Origin of the sequence: Tropicimonas sp. TH_r6, assembly GCF_033101155.1 — a bacterium.
Taxonomy (GTDB): domain Bacteria; phylum Pseudomonadota; class Alphaproteobacteria; order Rhodobacterales; family Rhodobacteraceae; genus Tropicimonas.
This window is the reverse complement of the sequence record NZ_JAWMPX010000017.1, coordinates 1-20,213: the sequence shown is the minus strand read 5'-3', so window position 1 is coordinate 20,213 and position 20,213 is coordinate 1. Positions and strand designations below refer to the sequence as shown.

Annotated in this window: 17 protein-coding genes and 1 tRNA gene; 9 read left to right on the top strand and 9 right to left on the bottom strand. The window is 63.7% G+C overall.

The window, feature by feature from the left end:
* Positions 1-43 precede the first annotated feature (43 nt).
* Positions 44-1,243, top strand: a complete 1,200-nt coding sequence (locus tag R3X27_RS15995) for an FAD-dependent monooxygenase (RefSeq protein WP_317709880.1) — start codon at positions 44-46, stop codon at positions 1,241-1,243.
* Positions 1,244-1,308: 65 nt separating this feature from the next.
* Here R3X27_RS15995 and R3X27_RS15990 read toward each other — a convergent pair whose 3' ends face one another.
* The 4 genes from R3X27_RS15990 to R3X27_RS15975 form a co-directional block, all read right to left on the bottom strand.
* Positions 1,309-2,094, bottom strand: a complete 786-nt coding sequence (locus tag R3X27_RS15990; RefSeq protein WP_317709879.1) for a GGDEF domain-containing protein — start codon at positions 2,092-2,094, stop codon at positions 1,309-1,311.
* 92 nt (positions 2,095-2,186) lie between these two features.
* Complete coding sequence (locus R3X27_RS15985) at positions 2,187-2,915, bottom strand: GGDEF domain-containing protein (RefSeq protein WP_317709878.1); 729 nt, start codon at positions 2,913-2,915, stop codon at positions 2,187-2,189.
* A 104-nt stretch (positions 2,916-3,019) separates the two neighbouring features.
* Positions 3,020-3,475 carry an Lrp/AsnC family transcriptional regulator gene (locus R3X27_RS15980; protein ID WP_317709877.1) on the bottom strand — a complete coding sequence of 152 codons (456 nt, stop codon included), beginning with the start codon at positions 3,473-3,475 and terminating at the stop codon, positions 3,020-3,022.
* Positions 3,472-3,927, bottom strand: a complete 456-nt coding sequence (locus tag R3X27_RS15975; RefSeq protein ID WP_317709876.1) for an Lrp/AsnC family transcriptional regulator — start codon at positions 3,925-3,927, stop codon at positions 3,472-3,474. Before R3X27_RS15975 ends, R3X27_RS15980 begins: the two co-directional genes overlap by 4 nt.
* A gap of 135 nt (positions 3,928-4,062) precedes the next feature.
* On the opposite strand from R3X27_RS15975, the gene ilvC reads away from it, so the two are divergent.
* The 4 genes from ilvC to glmM all read left to right on the top strand — a co-directional run bounded on the left by ilvC (position 4,063) and on the right by glmM (position 8,713).
* A complete protein-coding gene (gene ilvC / locus R3X27_RS15970) occupies positions 4,063-5,085 on the top strand; it encodes a ketol-acid reductoisomerase (protein WP_317709875.1) in 1,023 nt (340 codons plus the stop codon).
* A gap of 313 nt (positions 5,086-5,398) precedes the next feature.
* Positions 5,399-6,313 (top strand): dihydroneopterin aldolase, encoded by a 915-nt coding sequence (locus R3X27_RS15965; protein WP_317709874.1) that lies wholly within the window; start codon positions 5,399-5,401, stop codon positions 6,311-6,313.
* A gap of 30 nt (positions 6,314-6,343) precedes the next feature.
* The gene (gene folP, locus R3X27_RS15960; protein WP_317709873.1) at positions 6,344-7,366 is read left to right on the top strand and encodes a dihydropteroate synthase; all 1,023 of its coding nucleotides are present in this window, start codon (positions 6,344-6,346) and stop codon (positions 7,364-7,366) included.
* Positions 7,367-7,369: 3 nt separating this feature from the next.
* Complete coding sequence (gene glmM, locus R3X27_RS15955; protein WP_317709872.1) at positions 7,370-8,713, top strand: phosphoglucosamine mutase; 1,344 nt, start codon at positions 7,370-7,372, stop codon at positions 8,711-8,713.
* Between the two features lie 10 nt (positions 8,714-8,723).
* Here glmM and R3X27_RS15950 read toward each other — a convergent pair whose 3' ends face one another.
* Positions 8,724-9,662, bottom strand: a complete 939-nt coding sequence (locus tag R3X27_RS15950; protein WP_317709871.1) for a DMT family transporter — start codon at positions 9,660-9,662, stop codon at positions 8,724-8,726.
* A 343-nt stretch (positions 9,663-10,005) separates the two neighbouring features.
* On the opposite strand from R3X27_RS15950, the gene R3X27_RS15945 reads away from it, so the two are divergent.
* Positions 10,006-11,454, top strand: a complete 1,449-nt coding sequence (locus R3X27_RS15945; RefSeq protein WP_317709870.1) for a TrkH family potassium uptake protein — start codon at positions 10,006-10,008, stop codon at positions 11,452-11,454.
* Here the strand turns inward: R3X27_RS15945 and R3X27_RS15940 are convergent.
* Entirely contained in the window at positions 11,435-12,091 is a 657-nt protein-coding gene (locus tag R3X27_RS15940; RefSeq protein ID WP_317709869.1) for a pyrimidine 5'-nucleotidase, read from the bottom strand. The genes R3X27_RS15945 and R3X27_RS15940 overlap by 20 nt on opposite strands.
* A gap of 124 nt (positions 12,092-12,215) precedes the next feature.
* On the opposite strand from R3X27_RS15940, the gene R3X27_RS15935 reads away from it, so the two are divergent.
* Positions 12,216-12,860 carry a GntR family transcriptional regulator gene (locus R3X27_RS15935; RefSeq protein ID WP_317709868.1) on the top strand — a complete coding sequence of 215 codons (645 nt, stop codon included), beginning with the start codon at positions 12,216-12,218 and terminating at the stop codon, positions 12,858-12,860.
* A gap of 230 nt (positions 12,861-13,090) precedes the next feature.
* On the opposite strand, the gene R3X27_RS15930 is transcribed toward R3X27_RS15935, so the two are convergent.
* From R3X27_RS15930 to R3X27_RS15920, 3 genes are all read right to left on the bottom strand, one after another.
* Positions 13,091-15,058 carry a DEAD/DEAH box helicase gene (locus R3X27_RS15930; protein ID WP_317709867.1) on the bottom strand — a complete coding sequence of 656 codons (1,968 nt, stop codon included), beginning with the start codon at positions 15,056-15,058 and terminating at the stop codon, positions 13,091-13,093.
* Between the two features lie 290 nt (positions 15,059-15,348).
* Positions 15,349-17,364, bottom strand: a complete 2,016-nt coding sequence (locus R3X27_RS15925; RefSeq protein ID WP_317709866.1) for a hypothetical protein — start codon at positions 17,362-17,364, stop codon at positions 15,349-15,351.
* 125 nt (positions 17,365-17,489) lie between these two features.
* Positions 17,490-19,022: a multiheme c-type cytochrome gene (locus R3X27_RS15920; RefSeq protein WP_317709865.1), complete on the bottom strand. Its 1,533-nt coding sequence runs from the start codon at positions 19,020-19,022 to the stop codon at positions 17,490-17,492.
* A 359-nt stretch (positions 19,023-19,381) separates the two neighbouring features.
* Here R3X27_RS15920 and R3X27_RS15915 point away from each other — a divergent pair.
* Together R3X27_RS15915 and R3X27_RS15910 are read left to right on the top strand one after the other, a co-directional pair.
* A tRNA-Arg gene (locus tag R3X27_RS15915) sits at positions 19,382-19,458 on the top strand.
* Between the two features lie 327 nt (positions 19,459-19,785).
* On the top strand, positions 19,786-20,037 hold the full coding sequence (locus R3X27_RS15910) for a hypothetical protein (RefSeq protein WP_317709864.1): 252 nt from the start codon (positions 19,786-19,788) through the stop codon (positions 20,035-20,037).
* The last annotated feature ends 176 nt before the right edge of the window (positions 20,038-20,213 follow it).

The following is a 20,213-nucleotide window of genomic DNA, read 5'->3' as shown; positions in this document are numbered from 1 at the left end:
TGGCGGCATCCGCGCCCTAAATCCGTCGCAGGAGGGTCCGATCATGGCACGCACCGAGACTGAAATCCTAATCGCCGGCGGCGGGATCGCCGGCTTGACTGCGGCGCTCTCCTTTGGGCGCGCGGGATATCGCACTCTCCTGGTCTCGCCGGAGCCCCCCGTGACCGAGGGCGACGCCGACGGGTCCGATTTGCGGTCCACCGCCTTCCTTCAGCCGGCCAAGCACCTTTTCGAACAGGTCGGGCTCTGGGACGATCTTGCCGAGACGGCGACGCCGCTCAACGTGCTGCGCGTGGTCGACACCGTGAACTGGCCGCCCCAGATCCGCGACAGCCGCGAGTTCCTGGCCAGCGACCTGGGCGAGCAGAGCTTTGGCTGGAACCTTATGAATTGGCGCGTTCTGCAGGGGCTGGCGCGGGTGCTGAAAGATCAGGAGAACGTGGAGCTGCGTTTCGGCACGGCGTTTTCGTCCATGGTCAGCCGTGACAGCGGCGTGCTTGTGCGGCTGTCCGATGGTGATTCCGTTGCAGCGCAGCTTGTTGTCGCCGCGGATGGTCGCAACTCCGCTGTGCGCGAGGCGGCCGGGATTGGCGTACACACGACGCGTTACGGTCAGAAGACGTTGGCTTTCGTTGTCGGCCATCCCAAGCCGCATGCCAATGTCTCCACCGAAATCTACAACAAGGGCGGTCCGTTCACGCTTGTGCCGCTGCCGGATCTTGACGGACAGCCAGCCTCGGCCGTCGTCTGGATGAATCCGGGTGCGCGGGCTGAAGCGCTTGCGCGGATGGAAATCGCGGAATTCGAGGCGCGGATGTCCGAACGCTCCTGCTATATCCTTGGGCCGCTCCACTTGAAATCCGAACGCCGGCTCTGGCCGATCATCAGCCAACGCGCCGAGCGGCTCTCCGCGCAGCGTGTGGCGATCATGGCCGAGGCGGCACATGTGATTCCGCCAATTGGGGCACAGGGGCTGAACACCTCGCTCAACGACCTTATCCTGCTGCGGGACCTCGCCCTGATGGCCGGGCGTGAGGGGCTGGGCGGCGAGAAGATGCTCGAAGAATACGATCGCAAACGTGGGTCGGATATCCGCAGACGCGTGCGGGCCATCGACATCTTCAACCGCGTTACCCGCTCACCGAATCCCCAGATGCAGATGCTGCGCCTGACCGGGATGAAGGCGGCGCATGACCTGACTGCGGTGCGGCACGCGCTCATGCGCGTCGGCATGGGGCATTGATGCGAACGGGGGCGGGGGCCGGCGCTTCACAAAATCGCGCGTCAGGCTGCAGCTCAGGCGACGTCTTAAACGGGGACCGTCGGCTGAAGCCAGGTCATGATGCTGCGATTCCGTCCAAGTGCCTTGGCCTTGTAGAGAGCCTTGTCCGCCTCCTTGATCGCTCTTTCGACTCTTTCCGTTCGGTCTTTGTGTGAGCCACCGATGGAGACTGTGACCCGCAGCTTCAGGTCTTCATGCCGTGTCTCCGCGGTCGCGATGAGTTTGCGAATTCGCTCGGCGGCCTTCAGGCCATCCTCTTGCCCGACGCCGAACAGAAACACGACGAACTCCTCGCCACCATAGCGACAGACAATGTCCTGCGACCGGCAGTTCGCGCGGAGGATCTGCGCCACATGGCGGATCACGGCGTCTCCTGCGGTATGGCCATAGGTGTCGTTCACTGCCTTGAAATGATCGATATCGATCATCAGCGACAGCCCATTGGCGACCGGCGTCTCGGCCATCCGCTGGAAGAAATAGTCGCGTGTGGCGACATCCGTCAGCCTGTCTCGCTCCAGTAGGTGGCCGAACTCTCGTGCCAGTTCGTGGTTGCGGAGAGTTTGCCGCGCCATGTTGACGGATACGATCAGGCTCAGCGCGGTCGCCACCAGCAGGCTGAGTGTCAGGTCGAGCGGCCATTCCTCCCTGGGCGTGATATTGGCAACAAGGATCACGACCACAAGATCCACAAGGGAAGTGATCGTGACGGCCGCAATCCAAACATCGCGCTTGCTGCGAACCAGGGCCCAACTCCAGTTCGAACCTGTCAGCTCGGTGAGCGCGTGATGTACCCGCGCCGGTTCTGTCTCCATACGCATGCTCTCGGGCCCAACTACCTCGTCCCTCGGGAACAGGGTGGCTCCGTTCGGCGGGTCGCTGCCGCAGGGAGGTGACGAGCGGTGGGTCAAGCTGCGTCCTTCATTGGTTCGCCCTGCTGTCGCCAACTCATGATGGAGCGATTTCGTCCCAGTTCCTTGGCCTTGTAGAGCGCCTCATCCGCCTGCTTGACGGCACGGTCTATCTGATCCGTCCGTTCCTTGAGAGAGCCGCCGATGGAGACGGTTACTCGCAGGTCGACCTCATCATGTTGCGTTACCGCTTTTTCCACGACCTTGCGGATCCGTTCGGCAGCGTCGTAGCCATTTGCCGGGCCGACGCCGTAGAGAAAGACGACAAACTCCTCGCCGCCAAACCGACACACGATATCTTCCTTGCGGCAGTTGCTCTGCAGGATATGGGCGACATGGCGGATCACGGCGTCCCCGGCGAGGTGCCCATAGGTGTCATTCACGGACTTGAAGTGATCTATGTCGACCATCAGGGACAAGCCGTAAGCGTCGGGCGCTTCTTTCATGCGCATGAAGAAGAAGTCCCGGGTCGCGACATCGGTGAGCCGATCTTTCTCCAGAAGCTGGCTAAGCTGCTGGGCCAGCTCAAAGTTCTTGTAGACCTGTCGAGACATCATCCAGCCGAAAAAGATGCTCATCGAGATGGTCAGGCCCATGGAAATCGGGATATCGTGCCACCTGTCCTCGACAGAAGTGATCCAGAAAATGATTGGAAAGGCGACAGTACTCGTCGTGGCCGTGATGCCGAACGTAACCAGCCAGACGTCACTCCTCTTTCGAATCATACCACGCATCCCGCAAACCAAGCTGGATCTATCTAAATCCAGTACACTTAAGCCTTGATAAGCCTTCTAAGGCCATCTTGTGAAAAGTTAAGACGATTTTTCAATTATAGCGGACCGGCGAGCCGCTCTTCGCTCATGAGCACATTGGCCTCGACATTCCCCGCCCCCGGCAGGGTCATGATGCGCCGGCGCAGGACGCGCTCGAAATCCGACAGGTCCCGGGCGACAACACGCAGCCGGTAATCGTAGAGGCCGAGCACGTGTTCGATGGTCTGTACCTCGGGGATCGCAGCGGCGGCGCGTTCGAACTCGTCGAGGCTGACGCGGCCCTTGGTGGCCAGCTTGATGCCGAGAAACACCGTGACGCCGAAGCCGAGCGCTTCGCGGTCAAGCACGAGGCGGCGTCCAGCGAGCACGCCCGACTCGGTCAGACGTTTCAGCCGCCGCCAGGCCGCGGGCTGAGACAGGCCGAGGCGTCGGCCCAGTTCGCCCGTGGCCAGGGTTGCGTCTTCGCGCAGCGCGCGCAGCAGGGCGCGGTCGGTCTGGTCCAGCTCGATCATATCGGCAGTTCCTCGCCGGACTTGATCGAGGCCACATGGACCAGCGCCTCGATGTCGGCGATATGCGGCAAGATCAGCAGGCGACTGCGATAGAGGTGCTGGTAATGCGCCATGTCACGGGCAATGACCACCAGGCGGACATCTACGCGTCCGAGGAATGTCTGAATTTCAAGAACTTCCGGAACCTTTCGCGCCTCCCGGATGAAGATGTCGAAGGCGTTGGTCTGGGTCTTGTCGAGGGTGAAGCGCAGCGAGACATGGACTTCGTAGCCAAGCGCGTGCCAGTCGATGATGGCTTCCTGCCCTTTCAGAATCCCGCGGTCGCGCATGCGCGCAAGGCGGCGGGAGCAAACAGCCGGGGTCGTCCCGGCGGCTTCGGCCAGGTCAGTGGTCGCGATTCCCGGATCAGGCTGAAGGTGGCGTAGAAGGCGGCGGTCCAGGTCGTCAAGCATAGAAAAAACACTTTTTAGGAAAACTGATTATAGAATCGTCGCTATTCTCTGCCAAGGGGGTGATTTTGAAACGTCTATGCATCGAGAAACCTTATGATGCGCTTCATCAACACCGCTCAATCGAAGGATAACAACATGCGCGTGTATTATGACCGCGATTGCGACATCAACCTGATCAAGGACATGAAGGTCGCCATCCTGGGCTACGGTTCGCAAGGCCACGCCCATGCGCTGAATCTGCGCGACAGTGGCGCCAAGAATGTCGTCGTTGCCCTGCGCGAAGGCTCCGCGTCCGCCGCAAAGGCCGAAGGCGAAGGCCTCAAGGTGATGGGCATTGCCGAAGCCGCTGCCTGGTGTGACCTGATGATGTTCACCATGCCCGACGAGCTGCAGGCCGAGACGTTCAACAAATACGTCAAGGACAACATCCGCGAAGGCGCTGCCATTGCCTTCGCCCACGGCCTCAACGTGCATTTCGGCCTGATCGAGGCGTCCAAAGGTCTCGACGTGATCATGATGGCGCCGAAGGGGCCGGGCCACACCGTGCGCGGCGAATACACCAAGGGTGGCGGCGTGCCTTGCCTTGTGGCCGTGGACAATGACGCCTCCGGCAAGGCGCTGGAAATCGGCCTGTCCTATTGCTCCGCTATCGGTGGCGGCCGCTCGGGGATCATCGAGACCAACTTCCGCGAGGAATGTGAGACCGACCTCTTCGGCGAACAGGCCGTGCTCTGCGGCGGTCTCGTCGAACTGATCCGGATGGGCTTCGAAACCCTGGTCGAGGCGGGCTACGCGCCGGAAATGGCCTATTTCGAATGCCTGCACGAGGTGAAGCTGATCGTGGACCTGATCTACGAAGGCGGCATCGCCAACATGAACTACTCGATCTCCAACACGGCCGAATACGGCGAGTATGTCTCCGGCCCGCGCATCCTGCCCTACGACGAGACCAAGGCGCGGATGAAGGCGGTTCTGACCGACATCCAGACCGGCAAGTTCGTGCGGGACTTCATGCTTGAGAACGCTGTGGGCCAGCCTTCCTTCAAGGCGACCCGGCGCATCAACGACGAGCACCAGATCGAAGCCACCGGCGAGAAGTTGCGCGGCATGATGCCGTGGATCTCGGCCGGCAAGATGGTCGACAAGTCGCGCAACTGATTTCAGTGATCTTGGAAATGATAGGAGCCCCGGCCAGTCTGGCCGGGGCTTTTGCGTTCATGCGGTGGAGGTTGCCGGACCGCGGATCAAGCCGCTCCTTGCGGCATGCGCGACGGTCGCGGTGCCCGCGCCGGCCTGCGGGGCCTGTATCGGTTCCTTTCAGTCATGGTATGCTGTCCTCACCGCACAAACAGGCCAGAACCCGCCGGTTTGGCGCTTTTGGGCCGGATTTTGATGCGATCCCGGTCGCGCGACAGTGAGTATCCGTCGTTTCGGGCGTGGCATTCCTTCGCAATCATGGCAGAAAGCGCCCATGACCAGAGATCTCTCCCTTGCCTTCGTTCATCCTGAACAGCGCGCGGCCGCCACCGCGCCGGAGGATGCGCCCCGCGACCGGATAAGCCTGCGCGACTATATCCGCGAAGTCGAGATCGGCGCCTTCCAGGAAGAGCGTGGGGTCGAGCAGCGGTTGCGCTTCAATATCGTGGTCGAGGTCGGGCGGGCCGGGGCGCCGGTCGAGGACGACGTTGACCGCATTCTGAGTTACGACACCATCACCGAGGCGGTCGAGCTTTCGCTCTCCGAAGAGCGGCTGAGCCTGCTGGAGACGCTGGCCGAGCGGATCGCCGAGCGGTTGCTGGCCGAGCCGCGGGCAAGGCGGGTCTTTGTGAAGATCGAAAAGCTGGATCGTGGCCCCTTCGCGCTTGGCGTCGAGATCGAGCGGTCGCGTGCGCAGGCCGGGCTGGTCGAGGTCTCGGAGCGCGGGTTCGCGCAACCGCTGGTGGTCTTCCTGTCCAATGAGGCGATCACGGATGTGCGGCTGCCACGCTGGCTTGACGCGCTGGAGGCGCTGAACCTGCCTGTGGTGTTGACGGTCGGCCTGCCCGATACGCCGCTGCCGCAAGCTGGCGCGGCGATGCCGCAACGGCGCATCGACCTGCTGGCGCTGGAACAGAATGCCTGGCTGCTGGCGGCCCGGGATCGCCGTTGCATCGTGGTCGACAGCCGCACCGAGATCACCCATGCGATCCATGCCGGGCGCATCGTCGTCTGGGCACCATCGAAGATCGTGCTGGATGCGGTGGACGGACCGGATGTGGCGCCGCGCGATGCGGCGGGGCTCGCTATCTGGTTCGCGGAACGCCTGGAGGCGGTACGGTTGCTCGGACTGGGCACCGAGTTGCCTGGCGGCGACACCCTGGCGCTGGCCGACAGGCTGGAACTGTAGCAGAACCGGGCCGGGAGCACAGAGACCTTCATGACCGAGTATTTCCGCCCAATTCCGTCGCTTGATCCGGCGCGCCCGGCACAGGCGCAGCGGCTTGCCGGCGGTTGGGCCTGGTTTGACCGGGTGGAGCTCTTGCGACGCGACGCGGCACCGGAGATCGTGTCGGCAGGCGACGTGCCCGCGCCGATCCTGAGACGGCTGGTAGCACCGCGCCCGGCCATCGCAGGGCTTGCCATGAACCGTCCTCGGATCATGGGCATTCTCAACGTCACACCGGACAGCTTTTCTGATGGCGGCATGCATGACGCGCCGGCCGCCGCGCTCGCCCATGCGCGCGCCATGTCCAGCGATGCCGACATGATCGATATTGGCGGCGAGTCTACCCGTCCGGGCGCACAGGAAGTTCAGGTCGAGGAGGAGATCGCGCGCACCGCCCCGGTGATTGCCGCGATGCGCGCGACGGGGATCGATACCCCGGTCTCGATCGACACGCGCAAGGCGCGGGTGGCAGAGACCGCGCTGGAGGCGGGGGCGGATCTCGTGAATGATGTGGCAGGGCTCGGCTTTGACGCCGCGCTGGCACCGCTTGTCGCGGAGCGCGCGGTGCCGCTCTGCGTGATGCATTCCATCGAGACGCCGGCCACGATGCAGGACGATCCGCGCTACGATGACGTGCTGCTTGATGTCTTTGATTTCCTGTCCGAGCGGGTCGACAGGGCTGTTTCGGCCGGAATAGCGCGGGAGCGGATCGTCGTCGATCCGGGGATCGGCTTCGGCAAGACGCTGGCGCATAACCTCGCGCTGCTGTCGCGGATCTCGCTTTTTCATTCGCTTGGCTGCCCGGTCCTGCTGGGTGTCTCGCGCAAACGCATGATCGGAACGATCGGCCGTGCGCCCGAGGCGCAAGACCGGGCGCCGGGATCTGTTGCCGTCGCCCTTGCGGCGGTGGCGCAGGGAATTCAGTTTCTACGTGTTCACGATGTGGCCGAGACGGCGCAGGCGCTGCGCCTGTTTCTCGCCGCGAGTTCCGGGGCAGGCCCCGAGGAGGATTGACCCATGACCAGGGATTTGTTTGGAACCGACGGTGTGCGCGGGCGCGCCAATACCCATCCGATGACCGCCGAGATGGCGCTGAAGCTGGGCGCGGCTGCCGGTCGCTATTTCCGCAAGGACCAGTCGGCCGCGCATCGCGTCGTGATCGGCAAGGACACGCGGCTGTCGGGCTACATGTTCGAGAGCGCATTGACCGCAGGGCTGACTTCGACAGGGATGAACGTGCTGCTGCTCGGCCCGGTGCCGACGCCTGCCGTGGGCTTTCTGACCACCTCCATGCGGGCCGATTTCGGCATCATGATCTCGGCCAGTCACAACCCCTCGCAGGATAACGGGATCAAGTTCTTCGGCGCAGACGGGTTCAAGCTTTCCGATGAGGCCGAGGCCGAGATCGAGCAACTCGTGGAGCTGGGCGTCCGTCCGGCCAAGGCCGAACATATCGGCCGCGCGCGGCGGATCGACGACGGCCGTTTCCGCTACGTGGAGCGCGCCAAGCAGAGCTTCCCGCACGGGCTGACGCTGAACGGGCTCAAGGTCGTGATCGACTGCGCCAATGGCGCCTCCTATGCCACGGCGCCGGAGGTCCTTTGGGAGCTGGGAGCGGATACCGTGCAAATCGGCGTCGAGCCGAACGGGTTCAACATCAATGACCAGGTCGGCTCGACCCATGTGCAGACGGCGGCGGCGAAGGTACTCTCCGAGGGGGCCGATGTCGGGATTTGTCTCGATGGCGATGCGGACCGTGTGATGATCATCGACGAGAAGGGGCAGGTGGCGGATGGCGACCAGATCATGGCGCTTTTGGCGGATCGCTGGGCCCGGATCGGACGGCTGAAGAACGATGCGCTTGTCGCGACGGTGATGTCCAATCTCGGGCTGGAACGCTTCCTTGAGGGCCGTGGCCTGCGGTTGGAGCGCACGGCTGTCGGCGACCGCTATGTCGTCGAGCGGATGCGCCAGGGCAACTGGAATCTCGGCGGCGAGCAGTCGGGACACATCGTCATGACCGACTACGCGACGACCGGCGACGGGCTGATTGCGGGGCTGCAATTCCTTGCCGCCATGGCCGAGACCGGCCAACGCGCCTCGACCTTGTCCCGGAGCTTCGACACCGTGCCGCAACTGCTGAAGAACGTGCGCTTCGAGAAAGGTACGACGCCGCTCGACACCGATGGGGTGAAGGCGGCGATCCGGGATGCCGAGGCAAAGCTGGATGGCAATGGCCGGTTGCTGATCCGCAAGTCTGGGACGGAGCCGCTGATCCGCGTCATGGCCGAGAGCGAAGACGCCGCGATCATGGAACGCGCCGTGGACTCTGTCTGCGAGGCAGTGGAATCCGCGACCTGACCCTGTGACGTCAAGGGCCGCGCCGTGACAGCGCCTGCTGGATGGCGCGGCTCTGGCTGACCGCGATGCCCGACAGGATCAGGGCAAGCGCAATGAAGAGCTGTGCCGGGAGCTCTTCGCCAAGCAATACGATCCCGAAGATCACGGCCCAGATCGGGACCATGTAATTTGTCAGCGTCATGAAGAGCGTGCCGGCGGTCGTGATCACACGGACCCGGCCAGCAGCGGCGAGCGCGGTCGGGAAGAGCGCCGCATAAAGAAGTGCAAGCGTGGGCCGCAGCGGCCAGCTTTCGGGAATGCCGTCGATCCAGAGCGCGATCGGCAGCAGGATGCACGTTGCCGCAGTCAGCGTGGCCGCGGCGAAGGCCAGCGGTGGCATGGGCGGCGCGCGCCGCGTCGCAACCGACCCGACCGCGTAGCAGCAAGCCGCACCGAAACAGGCCAATCGTCCGAGCAGGCCGAGCCGTGTTCCGTCGCTTTCGAGCGCCTCCGGGCCGAAGAGGACCAGAAGGCCGATAAAGCCGAGCACGACACCGGCGATCCGGCGCGGGCCGATCCCTTCCTCCGGTGAGAAGATCGCCACCAGCGGCAGCACAAGCAATGGCAGCATTCCCATCGTCACGCCGGCAAAGGCGCTCGGGACATGTTGCAGGCCCCAGGTCAGCAGGGCGAAGGGCAGGGCATAGGATTCGAGGCCGATCAGCACCGCAAAGAGCCAGCCTCGCCGGCCGGCCTGTTGGGTGATCTGTGCCGGGCCTTGCCCCATGGCAGTCCCGATCACGATGAGCGCCACGGCGCCGATGCCGACACGCAGCGCGGCGACGGTCCAATATCCGAACCCCTCCAGCGCGACGGCCATGGACATGAAGGCCGCGCCCCAGATCACGCCAAGCGCGCAGATCATGAGCCAGTTGGCGAGGCCGGGGTTTTGCGGAGAGGGGCTGGACATGGCGTCAGCTTTCTACACGTTCGCGGGAAGGCACAAGCGGTCGCACCGGCCTGTGGGGCTTTGTCGCGATGCCAGGCTGGCCGATGCCGCGCAGGGGCGGATAGGGACGTCCGGTGGGATACATCTGTGAGCGGGCCTCCTCTTGCCCCAAGCATTCGGACCGTCCCGGGACCGGCGCCACAGGCCGCGCAGTCCTGCCGTCGCCATGCCGTTCCCCGGACCGGCGCGTGCTCGAAACTCATGCGGCCGACATGCGCGAAGCCTGGTGCGCATCCCCAACATCGTCTCGTCCGGAGCGCGACGACGGCTTGACACTTCGCGACCCTGCGGCCAACCCTGCGCCATGTTCGACTTCCGCCCCGTGGGATATGTCATCGGCCTCCTGGTGGCCTCGCTCGGTGCGGTGATGCTGTTGCCGATGCTGACCGATCTGCTGGCCGGCAACGAGCACTGGATGGTGTTCCTCCTCTCCTCCGTCGTCACGATGCTGACCGGCGGCCTGGTTGCGCTGGCCTGTGCCAATGCCGTGGGCGAGGGGCTCAGCATCCGTCAGACCTTCCTTCTGACCACGGGCGTCTGGGTCGCGCTGCCCTTCTTCGGCGCCATCCCCTTCGTGATCGGCGAGACCGAGGCCAGCTATACGGACGCCTTCTTCGAAGCCATGTCAGGCCTCACAACCACCGGCTCGACCGTCTTCTCCGGGCTCGATCACCTGCCCGAGGGGCTGCTGCTCTGGCGCGGGCTGATGCAATGGATCGGCGGGATCGGGATCATCGTTGTCGCCATGGTCTTCCTGCCTGAGCTGCGGGTCGGTGGCATGCAGATCTTCCGCTCTGAAGGCTTCGACACGTTTGGCAAGATCCTGCCGCGCGCCGGTGAGATCGCCCGCCAGATCTCGGTGATCTATTTCCTGCTCACGGCGGTCTGCGCGTCGGTTTATTCCGTCCTCGGCATGGGGCCGCTTGATGCGGTCGTTCACGCGATGACCACGATCGCGACCGGCGGCTTTGCAAATTACGACGCCTCTTTCGGTGGCTTCAGCCCAGGGGTGGAATATGCCTCGGTGGTCTTCATGATCCTCGCGGCTCTGCCCTTCGTGCGCTATGTGCAGATGCTCGCCGGCGGCTGGGACGCCCCGCTTCAGGACCGGCAGGTGCGTGGTTTCCTGATGACGGTGGCGGTCGTGGCCCTGGTCATGGTGACCTGGCAAGTCGTCCAGAGTTCGCGGGATTTCGAGCCGGCGCTGCGCAAGAGCCTCTTCAACGTCACTTCGATCGTCACCGGCACCGGCTATGCCAGCGAGGATTACATGCGTTGGGGGGCCTTCCCGGTCACGGTCTTCTTCTTTGTCGGGTTGATCGGCGGCTGCGCTGGCTCGACGGCCTGTTCGGTGAAGGTCTTCCGGTACCAGCTTCTCTTTGGCGCCGTCCTGACCCAGGTCAAGACGCTGCACTCTCCGCGCGGCATGTTCCCGTTGCGCTATGCCGGCCGGGCCGTGGGGGATGACGTTCTGAACTCGGTCATGTCTTTCTTCGTCATGTTTACCGTGACGCTCGGGGCCGTTTCCGTCGCCCTAGCCATGACCGGGCTGGACTTCGTAACCTCCGTCTCCGGTGCCAGCGCGGCGCTGGCCAATATCGGCCCCGGACTGGGCGATATCGTCGGCCCGGCCGGCAATTTCGCTCCGCTCAACACATCGGCCAAGTGGATCCTTTCGGCGGCGATGTTGATCGGCCGGCTGGAGCTGATCGTTGTCTACGCGCTCTTCACGGTCAATTTCTGGCGACGCTGAGCGCGCCGAGAAAATCCGCAAGATCCGCCGTGTGGTGATGGATATGCGGCGCGGGGGTTGGGTCCGGTGCGACATGGATCGTGCGCATTCCCATTTCGTGTGGTGCGGCAAGGTTGCGCGGGTCGTCTTCGAACATGGCGGCCGCGCGCGGGTCAAGCCCGTCCGTGGCGAAGATCGCCTCGAAAGCGGCGCGTTCCGGCTTGGGTTGGAACCCGGCATGTTCCACCCCGTAAATCGCGTCGAACACCCCGGCTAGCCCGCGCGCCGCGACAACCCGTTCGGCATATGGGCGCGAGCCATTGGTATAAACGATGCGGCGGCCGGGCAGAGCTTCGATACCGGCTGCGAGGGCGGGGTCCGGCTCGAGATGGCTGAGGTCGATCTCGTGGACATGGTGCAGATACGGGCCCGGATCGACCCCATGTTCGCGCATCAGCCCGGCAAGCGTCGTGCCATATTGCGCCCAATAGAGCTTGCGCAGCCGGTCCGCCTCTGCCCGGTCGACACCCAGCGTCTCCATCACCCAGGCGGCCATCTTGACCTCGATCTGGTCAAACAGCCGGGCCTGGGGCGGATAGAGCGTGTTGTCGAGATCGAACACCCAGGTGTTCACATGCGAAAAACTGTCAGAAATCATGGGCGGACCCTATTTGCGTGTCCCTTTGGGCGCAAGCGGGGTCACAATGGGCCGGAACGGATTCGTGCTGTTGAAGTTCCGTTCATTTGAGATAGCCTGAAGGCCCGCGACCCGAGGAAACCCGATGCCGACCGAAAAACACGCCCAGAAGGACGCCTATGATCTCATCCTGGAGGCCATTGACGTTGGTGTCTACAAGCCCGGCGACCGGTTGGTAGAGTCGGAGCTGGCCGAGCGCTTCGGTGTCTCGCGCACGCCGATCCGGGAGGCGCTGCAGCGGCTGGAGACACAATCGTTGCTGGCCCGCGACGGGCGCAGCCTGATCGTCGCCTCGCTGGACCATAACCAGCTCGCCGAGCTTTATGTTGTGCGTTCCGAGCTGGAGGCTCTGGCCGCGCGGCTTGCGGCGAGGCACGCGACCGAGGAGGAAATGCGGGTCCTCGACCAGATGATCGCCGCCGATCTCAAGCTGATCGACGACCCCTCCGCGCTGGCCCGCGCAAATCGGCGCTTCCACCGGCAGATCCACCTTGCCTCGCATAACCGCTATCTGGTCCAGCAACTCGACCTCGTCTATCGCTCCATGGCGCTGATGGCGACGACCTCTCTGGCCGCGGAAGGTCGGGGCGAGACGGCGATGGGCGAGCACGAGACTATCGTCGCGGCGATCCGCGCGCGCGACGAGCAGTCGGCTTATGATGCGCTCAAGGCGCACATCTCCAACGCGTTCATCGAACGGCTGACGCAGGACAGTGAAGCAGCAGTCTGAAGCGGTCGTGACGCAAATGATGCGGAGCGCATCTCAATAGATCGCCGGTTCGGCCGAGAGAGCCGCCCGTCGCGGCGACGCAATGCCGTACCTGTTCGTTCACACCGCCGCGCCGCGAAGCGGCGCCACCGCCGCTCGAGCTTGCTCGGCGGCACGCCTGCCTCTCGGCCGGCACCACCGAACGTTCTCTGGAGACAAATAGTACAAGCCATCTCTGGTCGCGCTGGGGTCTACCCCTTCCGGCGTGGCACGGAATCACCGCCGCGTCCGCCAGAGACCTTCGCCTGTGCCCGCGCCTTGTTCTTCTTGCTGGACGATTTGCCAGCAGGCGGCGGTGGGCCCTTTTTGTGCCCGGGTTTCTTGAAGCCTTCCTTCTTGAAACCCTCTTTCTTGAACCCGTCCTTCTTCTTGTAGGCGGGGGTCTCCTGTTGGCCGTCTTCACGGTTTGGCTTCGCGGATTTATGCCGGGGCTTGCGCGGCTTGTCCGACTTGCTGTCCTCGGAAACAGGCGTTGGGGCCGGGGCTGTGTGGCGATCCGTGCGCGGCGGTCCGGACGGGCGCGGTTTGCGGTCTGCGGGCTTGCGGTCGAAGCGCTTCTTCACAGGGCCGGGGCGCGGTTTGTCCTGCAAGGCGGGCGGGGCGTCGAGCCGCGTGGCGGTGACTCCGGCTTCCACGACCCTGTCAGGGCCGATCGCCTTGACGAATGCCTCGACACTGGCTTCGGCGATCTCGACGAAGGTCTCGTCGGGTTGAATCCGGATCGCACCGATCTCGCCCTTGGTGACCCCACCGGCCTTGCAGAGCATGGGCAGGATGCGGCGCGGGTCGGCGCCGGTGCTGCGGCCCAGCGAGAGGGTGAACCAGGTGCTCGGGCCGAACTCGCGACGCGGCCGGGGGGCGGCGTCCATCTCGGACAGCTCTTCGGGCGAGGAATGCAGGCGGCTGTAGAGATCGAGGAAGGCATGGGCGAGCTGTTCGGGCGAGAAACGTGCGACAAGCCTGCCGATGGATTCCTGCTGCGCTTCGCCGATTTCGGCCTGCCACATCGGGTCGGCCAGCAGCCGTTCCTCGTCGCGGGCCTTCACCGCTTCGGCAGAGGGGGCGCTGCCCCAATCGGCCTTGATTTTTGCCGCGCCCAGAAGCCGCTCCGCCTTCTTGCGGAATTTCGGCTGCACGACCAGCGCGCTGACACCCTTGCGACCGGCGCGACCGGTGCGGCCGGAGCGGTGCAGCACCGACTCGTGGCTGTTGGGGAGCTGGGCATGCACGACGAGGTCGAGATTGGGCAGGTCGATCCCGCGCGCAGCGACGTCGGTGGCCACGCAGACCCGTGCCCGCCCGTCCCGCATCGCCTGCAACGCGTGCGTGCGCTCGGTCTGGCTCAACTCTCCCGAGAGCGCGACGACCTGGAAGCCACGATTGGACAGGCGCGTGGTGAGGCGGTTCACCATCTCGCGGGTGTTGCAGAAGACGATGGCGTTGGGCGCCTCGTGAAAGCGCAGTGTGTTGATGACGGCGGCTTCGGCGTCGCGATCGGCCACGAGCATGGCGCGATAGTCGATATCGGCATGCTGGGAGGCTTCGGTGCGGACGACGATCCGCTGCGCGTTCTTCTGGTAGCTTCGCGCGAGGGCTTCGATCTGCGCCGGGACCGTGGCCGAGAACATCAGCGTCTGGCGGGTGTCGGGGGCCTCGTCGAGGATGAATTCGAGATCCTCCCGGAAGCCGAGATCGAGCATTTCGTCGGCCTCGTCCAGCACCACGGAGCGGATCTCGCTGAGATCGATGGAGCCGCGCATGATGTGGTCGCGCAGCCGGCCCGGTGTTGCCACGACTATATGGGCCCCACGGTCCAGCGCCCGGCGCTCGTCGCGCATGTCCATGCCGCCGACACAGGAGGCGGTTCGTGCGCCGGCGGGTCCGTAGACCCAGGTCAGCTCGCGTCGCACTTGTAGCGCCAGTTCCCGCGTCGGCGCGATGACCAGCGCCAGCGGCTTGCCGGCAGGACCGAAGCGTTCTTCGGAGCGCAGCAAGACGGGTGCAATGGCGAGGCCGAAGCCGAGCGTCTTGCCGGAGCCGGTCTGGGCCGAGACCAGCAGGTCCGCGCCTTCAAGCTCGGGCTTGCTCACGGCTTCCTGGACAGGGGTGAGCTTGGTATAGCCGCGCTCCTGGAGCGCGTCCGCGAGGGCTTGTTTCACGACATGTCTTTCGTCTGGGGCCCGCGGCCCGATGTGGTCCTGCGCCACGGGCTGGGAAGAGGGTGTTGGACAGGCACAGGAACGGCCGGGACAACCGGGAAGGACGGCAACTGTGGCCTTCGACATCCCGGTGATTGTTGTTTGGAATCCATTTGATCCGCCCCCAATGCCAGCTAAGCCCGTTGCGGGCAAGTGGCGTTGGCGCCCGGGGCGCTGCCATCGGCAACAAATAGCGGCCGGATGACATGTTTCCGGCCTGCGGTCTCGGCTGTGAGAAGGGACGCCTTGTCCTAGTGCGCCACGAGATGTGTCCAGAAGCCGGACAGCACGAAGAACAGCAGCACGAGGCCGATCACGATCAGCACCGCACCGAGGATCTGCGAGCCGAGCGTCATCCGCGCGGAGGGCGGCGCGACCAGCACGTCGTCCAGCTCGCCGCTTTCGACGAGGCGCTCGTACTCGGCGGCCCGCTCATGCTTGAACTCGTCCAGTGGCACGGTGCCGGTGAAGATCGAGATATCCTGCGGCGCCTTTTCCGGGCGGAAATGGCAGTTGAAATAGTGGACCGTGAAGAGGAAGACGGCCGCGAGGAAGGCCTCCTCACCATGCACGATGGTGGCGATGTTGAAGACCCAGCCCGGCAGGTAGTGGGCGACCTGTTCCGGGAACCAGAGCATCGCGCCCGACAGGCCGATGATGACCATCCCCCAGAAGGGCGCCCAGTAGTCGAACTTCTCGTAATAGGTCCAGTGGTCGAAGGCCGGCTTGGGCCCGAAGCCGAAGAACCAGCGGAACATCATGTAGGCGTCCTTGAGATCCTGCCAGTTGGGCAGGAGCGAGGTCGGGCCGAACCAGCGGAAGGTCTTGCGGTTCTTGATCAGCGTCCAGATCGTCACGAAGATATGGCCGAAGAAGACCACGGCGAAGGTCACGGCGGCGACGCGGTGGATGATCGCGGCGGTCTGCGGCCCGCCAAGCGCGCGGATCACATGCGGGGCCCAGAAGCTGTCCGCGTAGAGCACGGCCGTGCCCGTCAGCACCAGGATCATGATCGCGACGGCGAAGAGCAGGTGCGCGGTGCGCCAGAGCGGCGAGAAACGGCGCACATGGGTGCGGCCCTCGGCGGCGGCGGCCTGCACGAAAGCGGGCGCGCCATCGGTATCGACGCGGACATGCGGCGTGGCGGCGGTCCCGGCCTTGCGGGCGGCGCGCATCTCGACCCATTCGCGGTAGAACCAGAGCAACGAGTGAGACCAGAAGAAGGCAAAGACGCCGGCCAGCAGGGCGATCATGAATTTCGAGACGATGAACATGTAGGGGTAGTTCTCGAAATCATTGGCGTTGCCATGCGGGTGGAACAGCTCGAAGCCTTCCGGCGCGTTCTTGTGGCAGGCCTGGCAGGTCTTCAGCCGGTTGTCGTCATGCGACATCGAACGCGGGTCGTCCAGCGCGCGGGTGCTGTGCGGCGCGTGACAGTCGAAGCACTTGGCCGTGTGGGCATAGCCAAGTTGCGAGACCTGGCCGTGATAGGTTTTGGTGTAGGTCCTGTAGCTCTCCTCGTGGCAGGAGCCGCAATTCTCGGTGATCAGCACCTTCATCGGGTCGGCTTCAGTGCTGGTGATGGCATGGGCGGTGTGGCAGTCGGAACAGACAGCGGCTTCGGTGCTCTCGAAACGGCTGACAGCGACGCCATGAACGGAGTCGTGATATTCGCCGAGTTGCTTGTCATGGCAATTGCCACAGGTCTGCGGCGTGTTCAGGCGGAAGGTCTGGCCGGCCTTGTCCCCAACCGGATAGGTGTAATGTGCGTTATGGCAGTCGATGCAGGTCGCATTCGGCCGGGACGGGTCATCCTTGCTCGGTTCGGCGTGCTTTGACTCGAGATAGTGGCGGATCTGCTCGACCACCAGCTCCATATCCGCAGTCTCGCCCTCAGGCAGGGACATCGGACGTGTGCCGGCGGCTGTTTCCTCGTGGCACTGGACGCAATCGACCTTGCGCTCCAGATCAGGCTTGTGCGGCACCTGCGCGATGTCGGTATGGCAGGCCACGCATTGCTGGCGGCCATGCGAGCTCAACTCGAAACCCTGCGGCTGGAGCGACAACGCGCGCATGGAATGGGCGGTTGCGCCATCCGGCGTGGCAAAACCCTCGACGCCGTGGCAATCCCAGCAGGTTTCATTTGGCGTGTCCTGCGTCACCTCGATCGGGTCCAGCATCGTCGGGGCGGTGTCGCTCTGGGCGAAGGCGCTGGCGCATGTGCCGACAACGAGAAGCAGGGCGAGGGAAATGCGGCGGCCGATCATGGGGTAAGCCTCTCTCCACGAACGGCGCTGAGGGCCGTCTTTCCGGGGAATCTCAGGCGCTCACGAGATGCGCCTGACAAGACGGGAGGCGGCGCGAGGGCCGCCTCCCGGAAGATCAGGTGGCGTCAGTGGGCGCCGCCGCCGTCCCCATACGGGTCCTTGGCGTTGAAATCCTCCATGAAGGACTTGCGCTTGGCATCCAGCGCTTCCTTGCCCGGAGGCGTCTTGCCCTGGAACCACTGGTGCTCGGGCCGATCGAGGATCTCGGCGATCACCGCCTCGACCTTGTCCGCGCCCTCGACATTGCCCTCTTCGCGGGCATGTTCGGTCATCTCGCGGGCTTGCGGGATCAGCTCGATATAGAAGCGCTCCGCGATCTCGTAGAAGCCGTGCCACTGGACATAATCCGGTGCCATCATCGCGGCGCCGTGGCGGACGCGACGGCCCTCATGGTGCCAGAGATAGAACCAGGTCCACTCGATCTCCTCGTCGAAGGCGGTCTTGGTCTTGATGCCCGTCTCGGCGAGAGCGTCCATGATCTCCTTGCCCGGCTTGCCGAACTTGCCGTTATAGAGATGGACAACCGAGTCATACTGGTCATACCAGTTCTCGATCCAATTGCTCTGGTGGCAGGACCGGCAGACATTCTTCATGTCGGCGCGGCGTTCGAGCCAGGGTTTCGGGTTCTCCTTGCCCTTTGCCTTCTCGATCTCGTCGGTCTTGGCCGAGATCGGCGGACGCAGGTTCCACGAGATCCGCGAGCCGATATCATGCGTGATCGGCAGGTCGGCGGTGGCGGACATGTGGCAGGTCGCGCAAGTGGGTGCGGCCGTGTAGTCCTGACCCGGGATCCATTTCGGGCTGTCCATGTTCATCTTCTCGACCGGAGTCGAATAGAAGGCGATGCCGTGCTTGGATTCCTCGTAGATCTCCTTCTGCGGGTGGTCGGGGCCGAGATGGCACTTGCCACAGGCTTCCGGGCGCCGTGCCTGGACGAGCGAGAACTCGTGACGCTGGTGACAGGCCGTGCAGGCACCTTTCGAGCCATCCGGGTTCAGGCGGCCAATTCCCGTGTTGGGCCAGGTTGCCGAATCCAGCTTGCCATCTGGCAGGACAGCAACGGGCGAACCGTGACAGGCCCAGCAGCCCTGGACCGCCGCGGGGGATTCCCCGTTCAGCGCCATGGGACCATGGGTCGTGCCCTCGACCACTTCGGCAAGGAAATTGTCGAGAGAGCCGATGATCAACCCGCCGGTGGCGTGGTGCGAGGCGTCAAACTCCGCGACCTCGGTGGCGTGGCACTGGGCGCAATCCTTCGGCGAGACGATGACGGAGATCAGGTGATCCTTGTGACGGATCGCGTCCGCATCGCCCTCGTCGGCCTTGTGGCACTCATAACAGCCGACATTGGCGCCGAAATGCTTTGAATTGCCCCATTGCTGGTAGAGGCCGGGGTTTTCCTTGGCATGGCAGGTCGCGCAGGTCCGGCTCTCGGCCGACAATGTCGCGAAGGTCTTGGTCGGCACGGGCGCCGGGGCCTCCATCGCGCCGGACTCCGCGCCAACGGATGCGATCGCGGCTTCTGCCACCGCCGACTGATCCTGCGCGGTGACGTTGGTCGCCATCATCCCCGCAATCAACCCCAGGGCGACAGCCATCGACCTGACCGTCCACCGTTGACGTCTCGATTTCCAGCCAATGCCCTCGCGGGCCTGCGTCACCCATGTCATGTCCGAACCTCTCCAAATTTGGCTGAGCCGTAGATTGCCGGACCAGAATCCGGTCAGCCTGCACGATATTTGGGCGCTTTGAGAATCGCCCTGACAAAAGTCAGTAATTAATTCACATTCAATGAATGTATTCTGTACCCCGCTCGGACGACCACGAAGGCCGAGCGGCGCGGCCGGTCAGGCGGTGGTCGGTTTCCCCAGGGCGTTGGGGGGCATTTGGCCTTTGATACCAGTGCGCTTTGTTTGTATGAGAATGAAGCGGTTTGCCCTGCAAACCGCCTTTTCGCGGCCCCTTAGCTCAACTGGATAGAGCACGGTCCTTCTAAGTCCGGGGTTACAGGTTCGAGTCCTGTAGGGGTCGCCACTAAAAAATCCTATCTAACTGAAATATAAAAGCAAATCGTAGGATTTTTGTTGTCGATCCCCCATTTGTTCCCCCCATTTGTGTTCGAAACCCGTAGGAACTAGGTTCCGATTCGTCGCAACCTTGCGGACGTGATTTCGCGCCCTTGCGCTTCCACAAAGTCGCGCTGGCGTGAGGGCATTGCAGGCTGGGTGGCACCCGCGAGTATTGTCCAGCGGGTTGTCTATGCAGAGACAAGCGCAACGGGACAGGGCGTTACCGAGGCGAGCGACGACAAGGCCGCGTCCGAAATCAACGAAATCTGGCACTAAGTAAGGGGGATACTGAATGGTTAAGAAAAAGACTGTCGCCCTCGACGGCCTGTTAGACACCGAAGCCAAGCCAGCCGATACAGGAATACCGCAGCGCGGGGCGTCAACTCAGAAGCGCAAACCAAAGCCGGAACGTCGCTCAGACCAGATATCTGTCCGAATGAAGCCCAACACATGCGACACGATTGAGACGCTGGCCGAAGCGGAAGGGGGGCCAATAGCTGAGATAGTCGAGCCCGCCATTCTCGCTTACGCGCAAGAGAAGTAAATGCATGCATACACCCATGAAATTCTCACTAACCAGCGGATTTTGAATCAGAAAATTATCTTAATCCACCCGAGGGGAAAGCCATGGAGCTGCGCCCGCTATCGCATCCGGAGGACTACACGGGGAAGCCGGATTACTTCACCTTGCGCCGGTTGATTTCAGATTGCCGGGCCTTT

Excerpts from the sequence above, each read along its gene's own strand:
- R3X27_RS15995 (WP_317709880.1), top strand. The coding sequence starts at position 44 with ATGGCACGCACCGAGACTGAAATCCTAATCGCCGGCGGCGGGATCGCC.
- R3X27_RS15990 (WP_317709879.1), bottom strand. The coding sequence starts at position 2,094 with ATGGAGACAGAACCGGCGCGGGTACATCACGCGCTCACCGAGCTGACA.
- R3X27_RS15985 (WP_317709878.1), bottom strand. The coding sequence starts at position 2,915 with ATGATTCGAAAGAGGAGTGACGTCTGGCTGGTTACGTTCGGCATCACG.
- R3X27_RS15980 (WP_317709877.1), bottom strand. The coding sequence starts at position 3,475 with ATGATCGAGCTGGACCAGACCGACCGCGCCCTGCTGCGCGCGCTGCGC.
- R3X27_RS15975 (WP_317709876.1), bottom strand. The coding sequence starts at position 3,927 with ATGCTTGACGACCTGGACCGCCGCCTTCTACGCCACCTTCAGCCTGAT.
- ilvC (WP_317709875.1), top strand. The coding sequence starts at position 4,063 with ATGCGCGTGTATTATGACCGCGATTGCGACATCAACCTGATCAAGGAC.
- R3X27_RS15965 (WP_317709874.1), top strand. The coding sequence starts at position 5,399 with ATGACCAGAGATCTCTCCCTTGCCTTCGTTCATCCTGAACAGCGCGCG.
- folP (WP_317709873.1), top strand. The coding sequence starts at position 6,344 with ATGACCGAGTATTTCCGCCCAATTCCGTCGCTTGATCCGGCGCGCCCG.
- glmM (WP_317709872.1), top strand. The coding sequence starts at position 7,370 with ATGACCAGGGATTTGTTTGGAACCGACGGTGTGCGCGGGCGCGCCAAT.
- R3X27_RS15950 (WP_317709871.1), bottom strand. The coding sequence starts at position 9,662 with ATGTCCAGCCCCTCTCCGCAAAACCCCGGCCTCGCCAACTGGCTCATG.
- R3X27_RS15945 (WP_317709870.1), top strand. The coding sequence starts at position 10,006 with ATGTTCGACTTCCGCCCCGTGGGATATGTCATCGGCCTCCTGGTGGCC.
- R3X27_RS15940 (WP_317709869.1), bottom strand. The coding sequence starts at position 12,091 with ATGATTTCTGACAGTTTTTCGCATGTGAACACCTGGGTGTTCGATCTC.
- R3X27_RS15935 (WP_317709868.1), top strand. The coding sequence starts at position 12,216 with ATGCCGACCGAAAAACACGCCCAGAAGGACGCCTATGATCTCATCCTG.
- R3X27_RS15925 (WP_317709866.1), bottom strand. The coding sequence starts at position 17,364 with ATGATCGGCCGCCGCATTTCCCTCGCCCTGCTTCTCGTTGTCGGCACA.
- R3X27_RS15920 (WP_317709865.1), bottom strand. The coding sequence starts at position 19,022 with ATGGCTGTCGCCCTGGGGTTGATTGCGGGGATGATGGCGACCAACGTC.
- R3X27_RS15910 (WP_317709864.1), top strand. The coding sequence starts at position 19,786 with ATGGTTAAGAAAAAGACTGTCGCCCTCGACGGCCTGTTAGACACCGAA.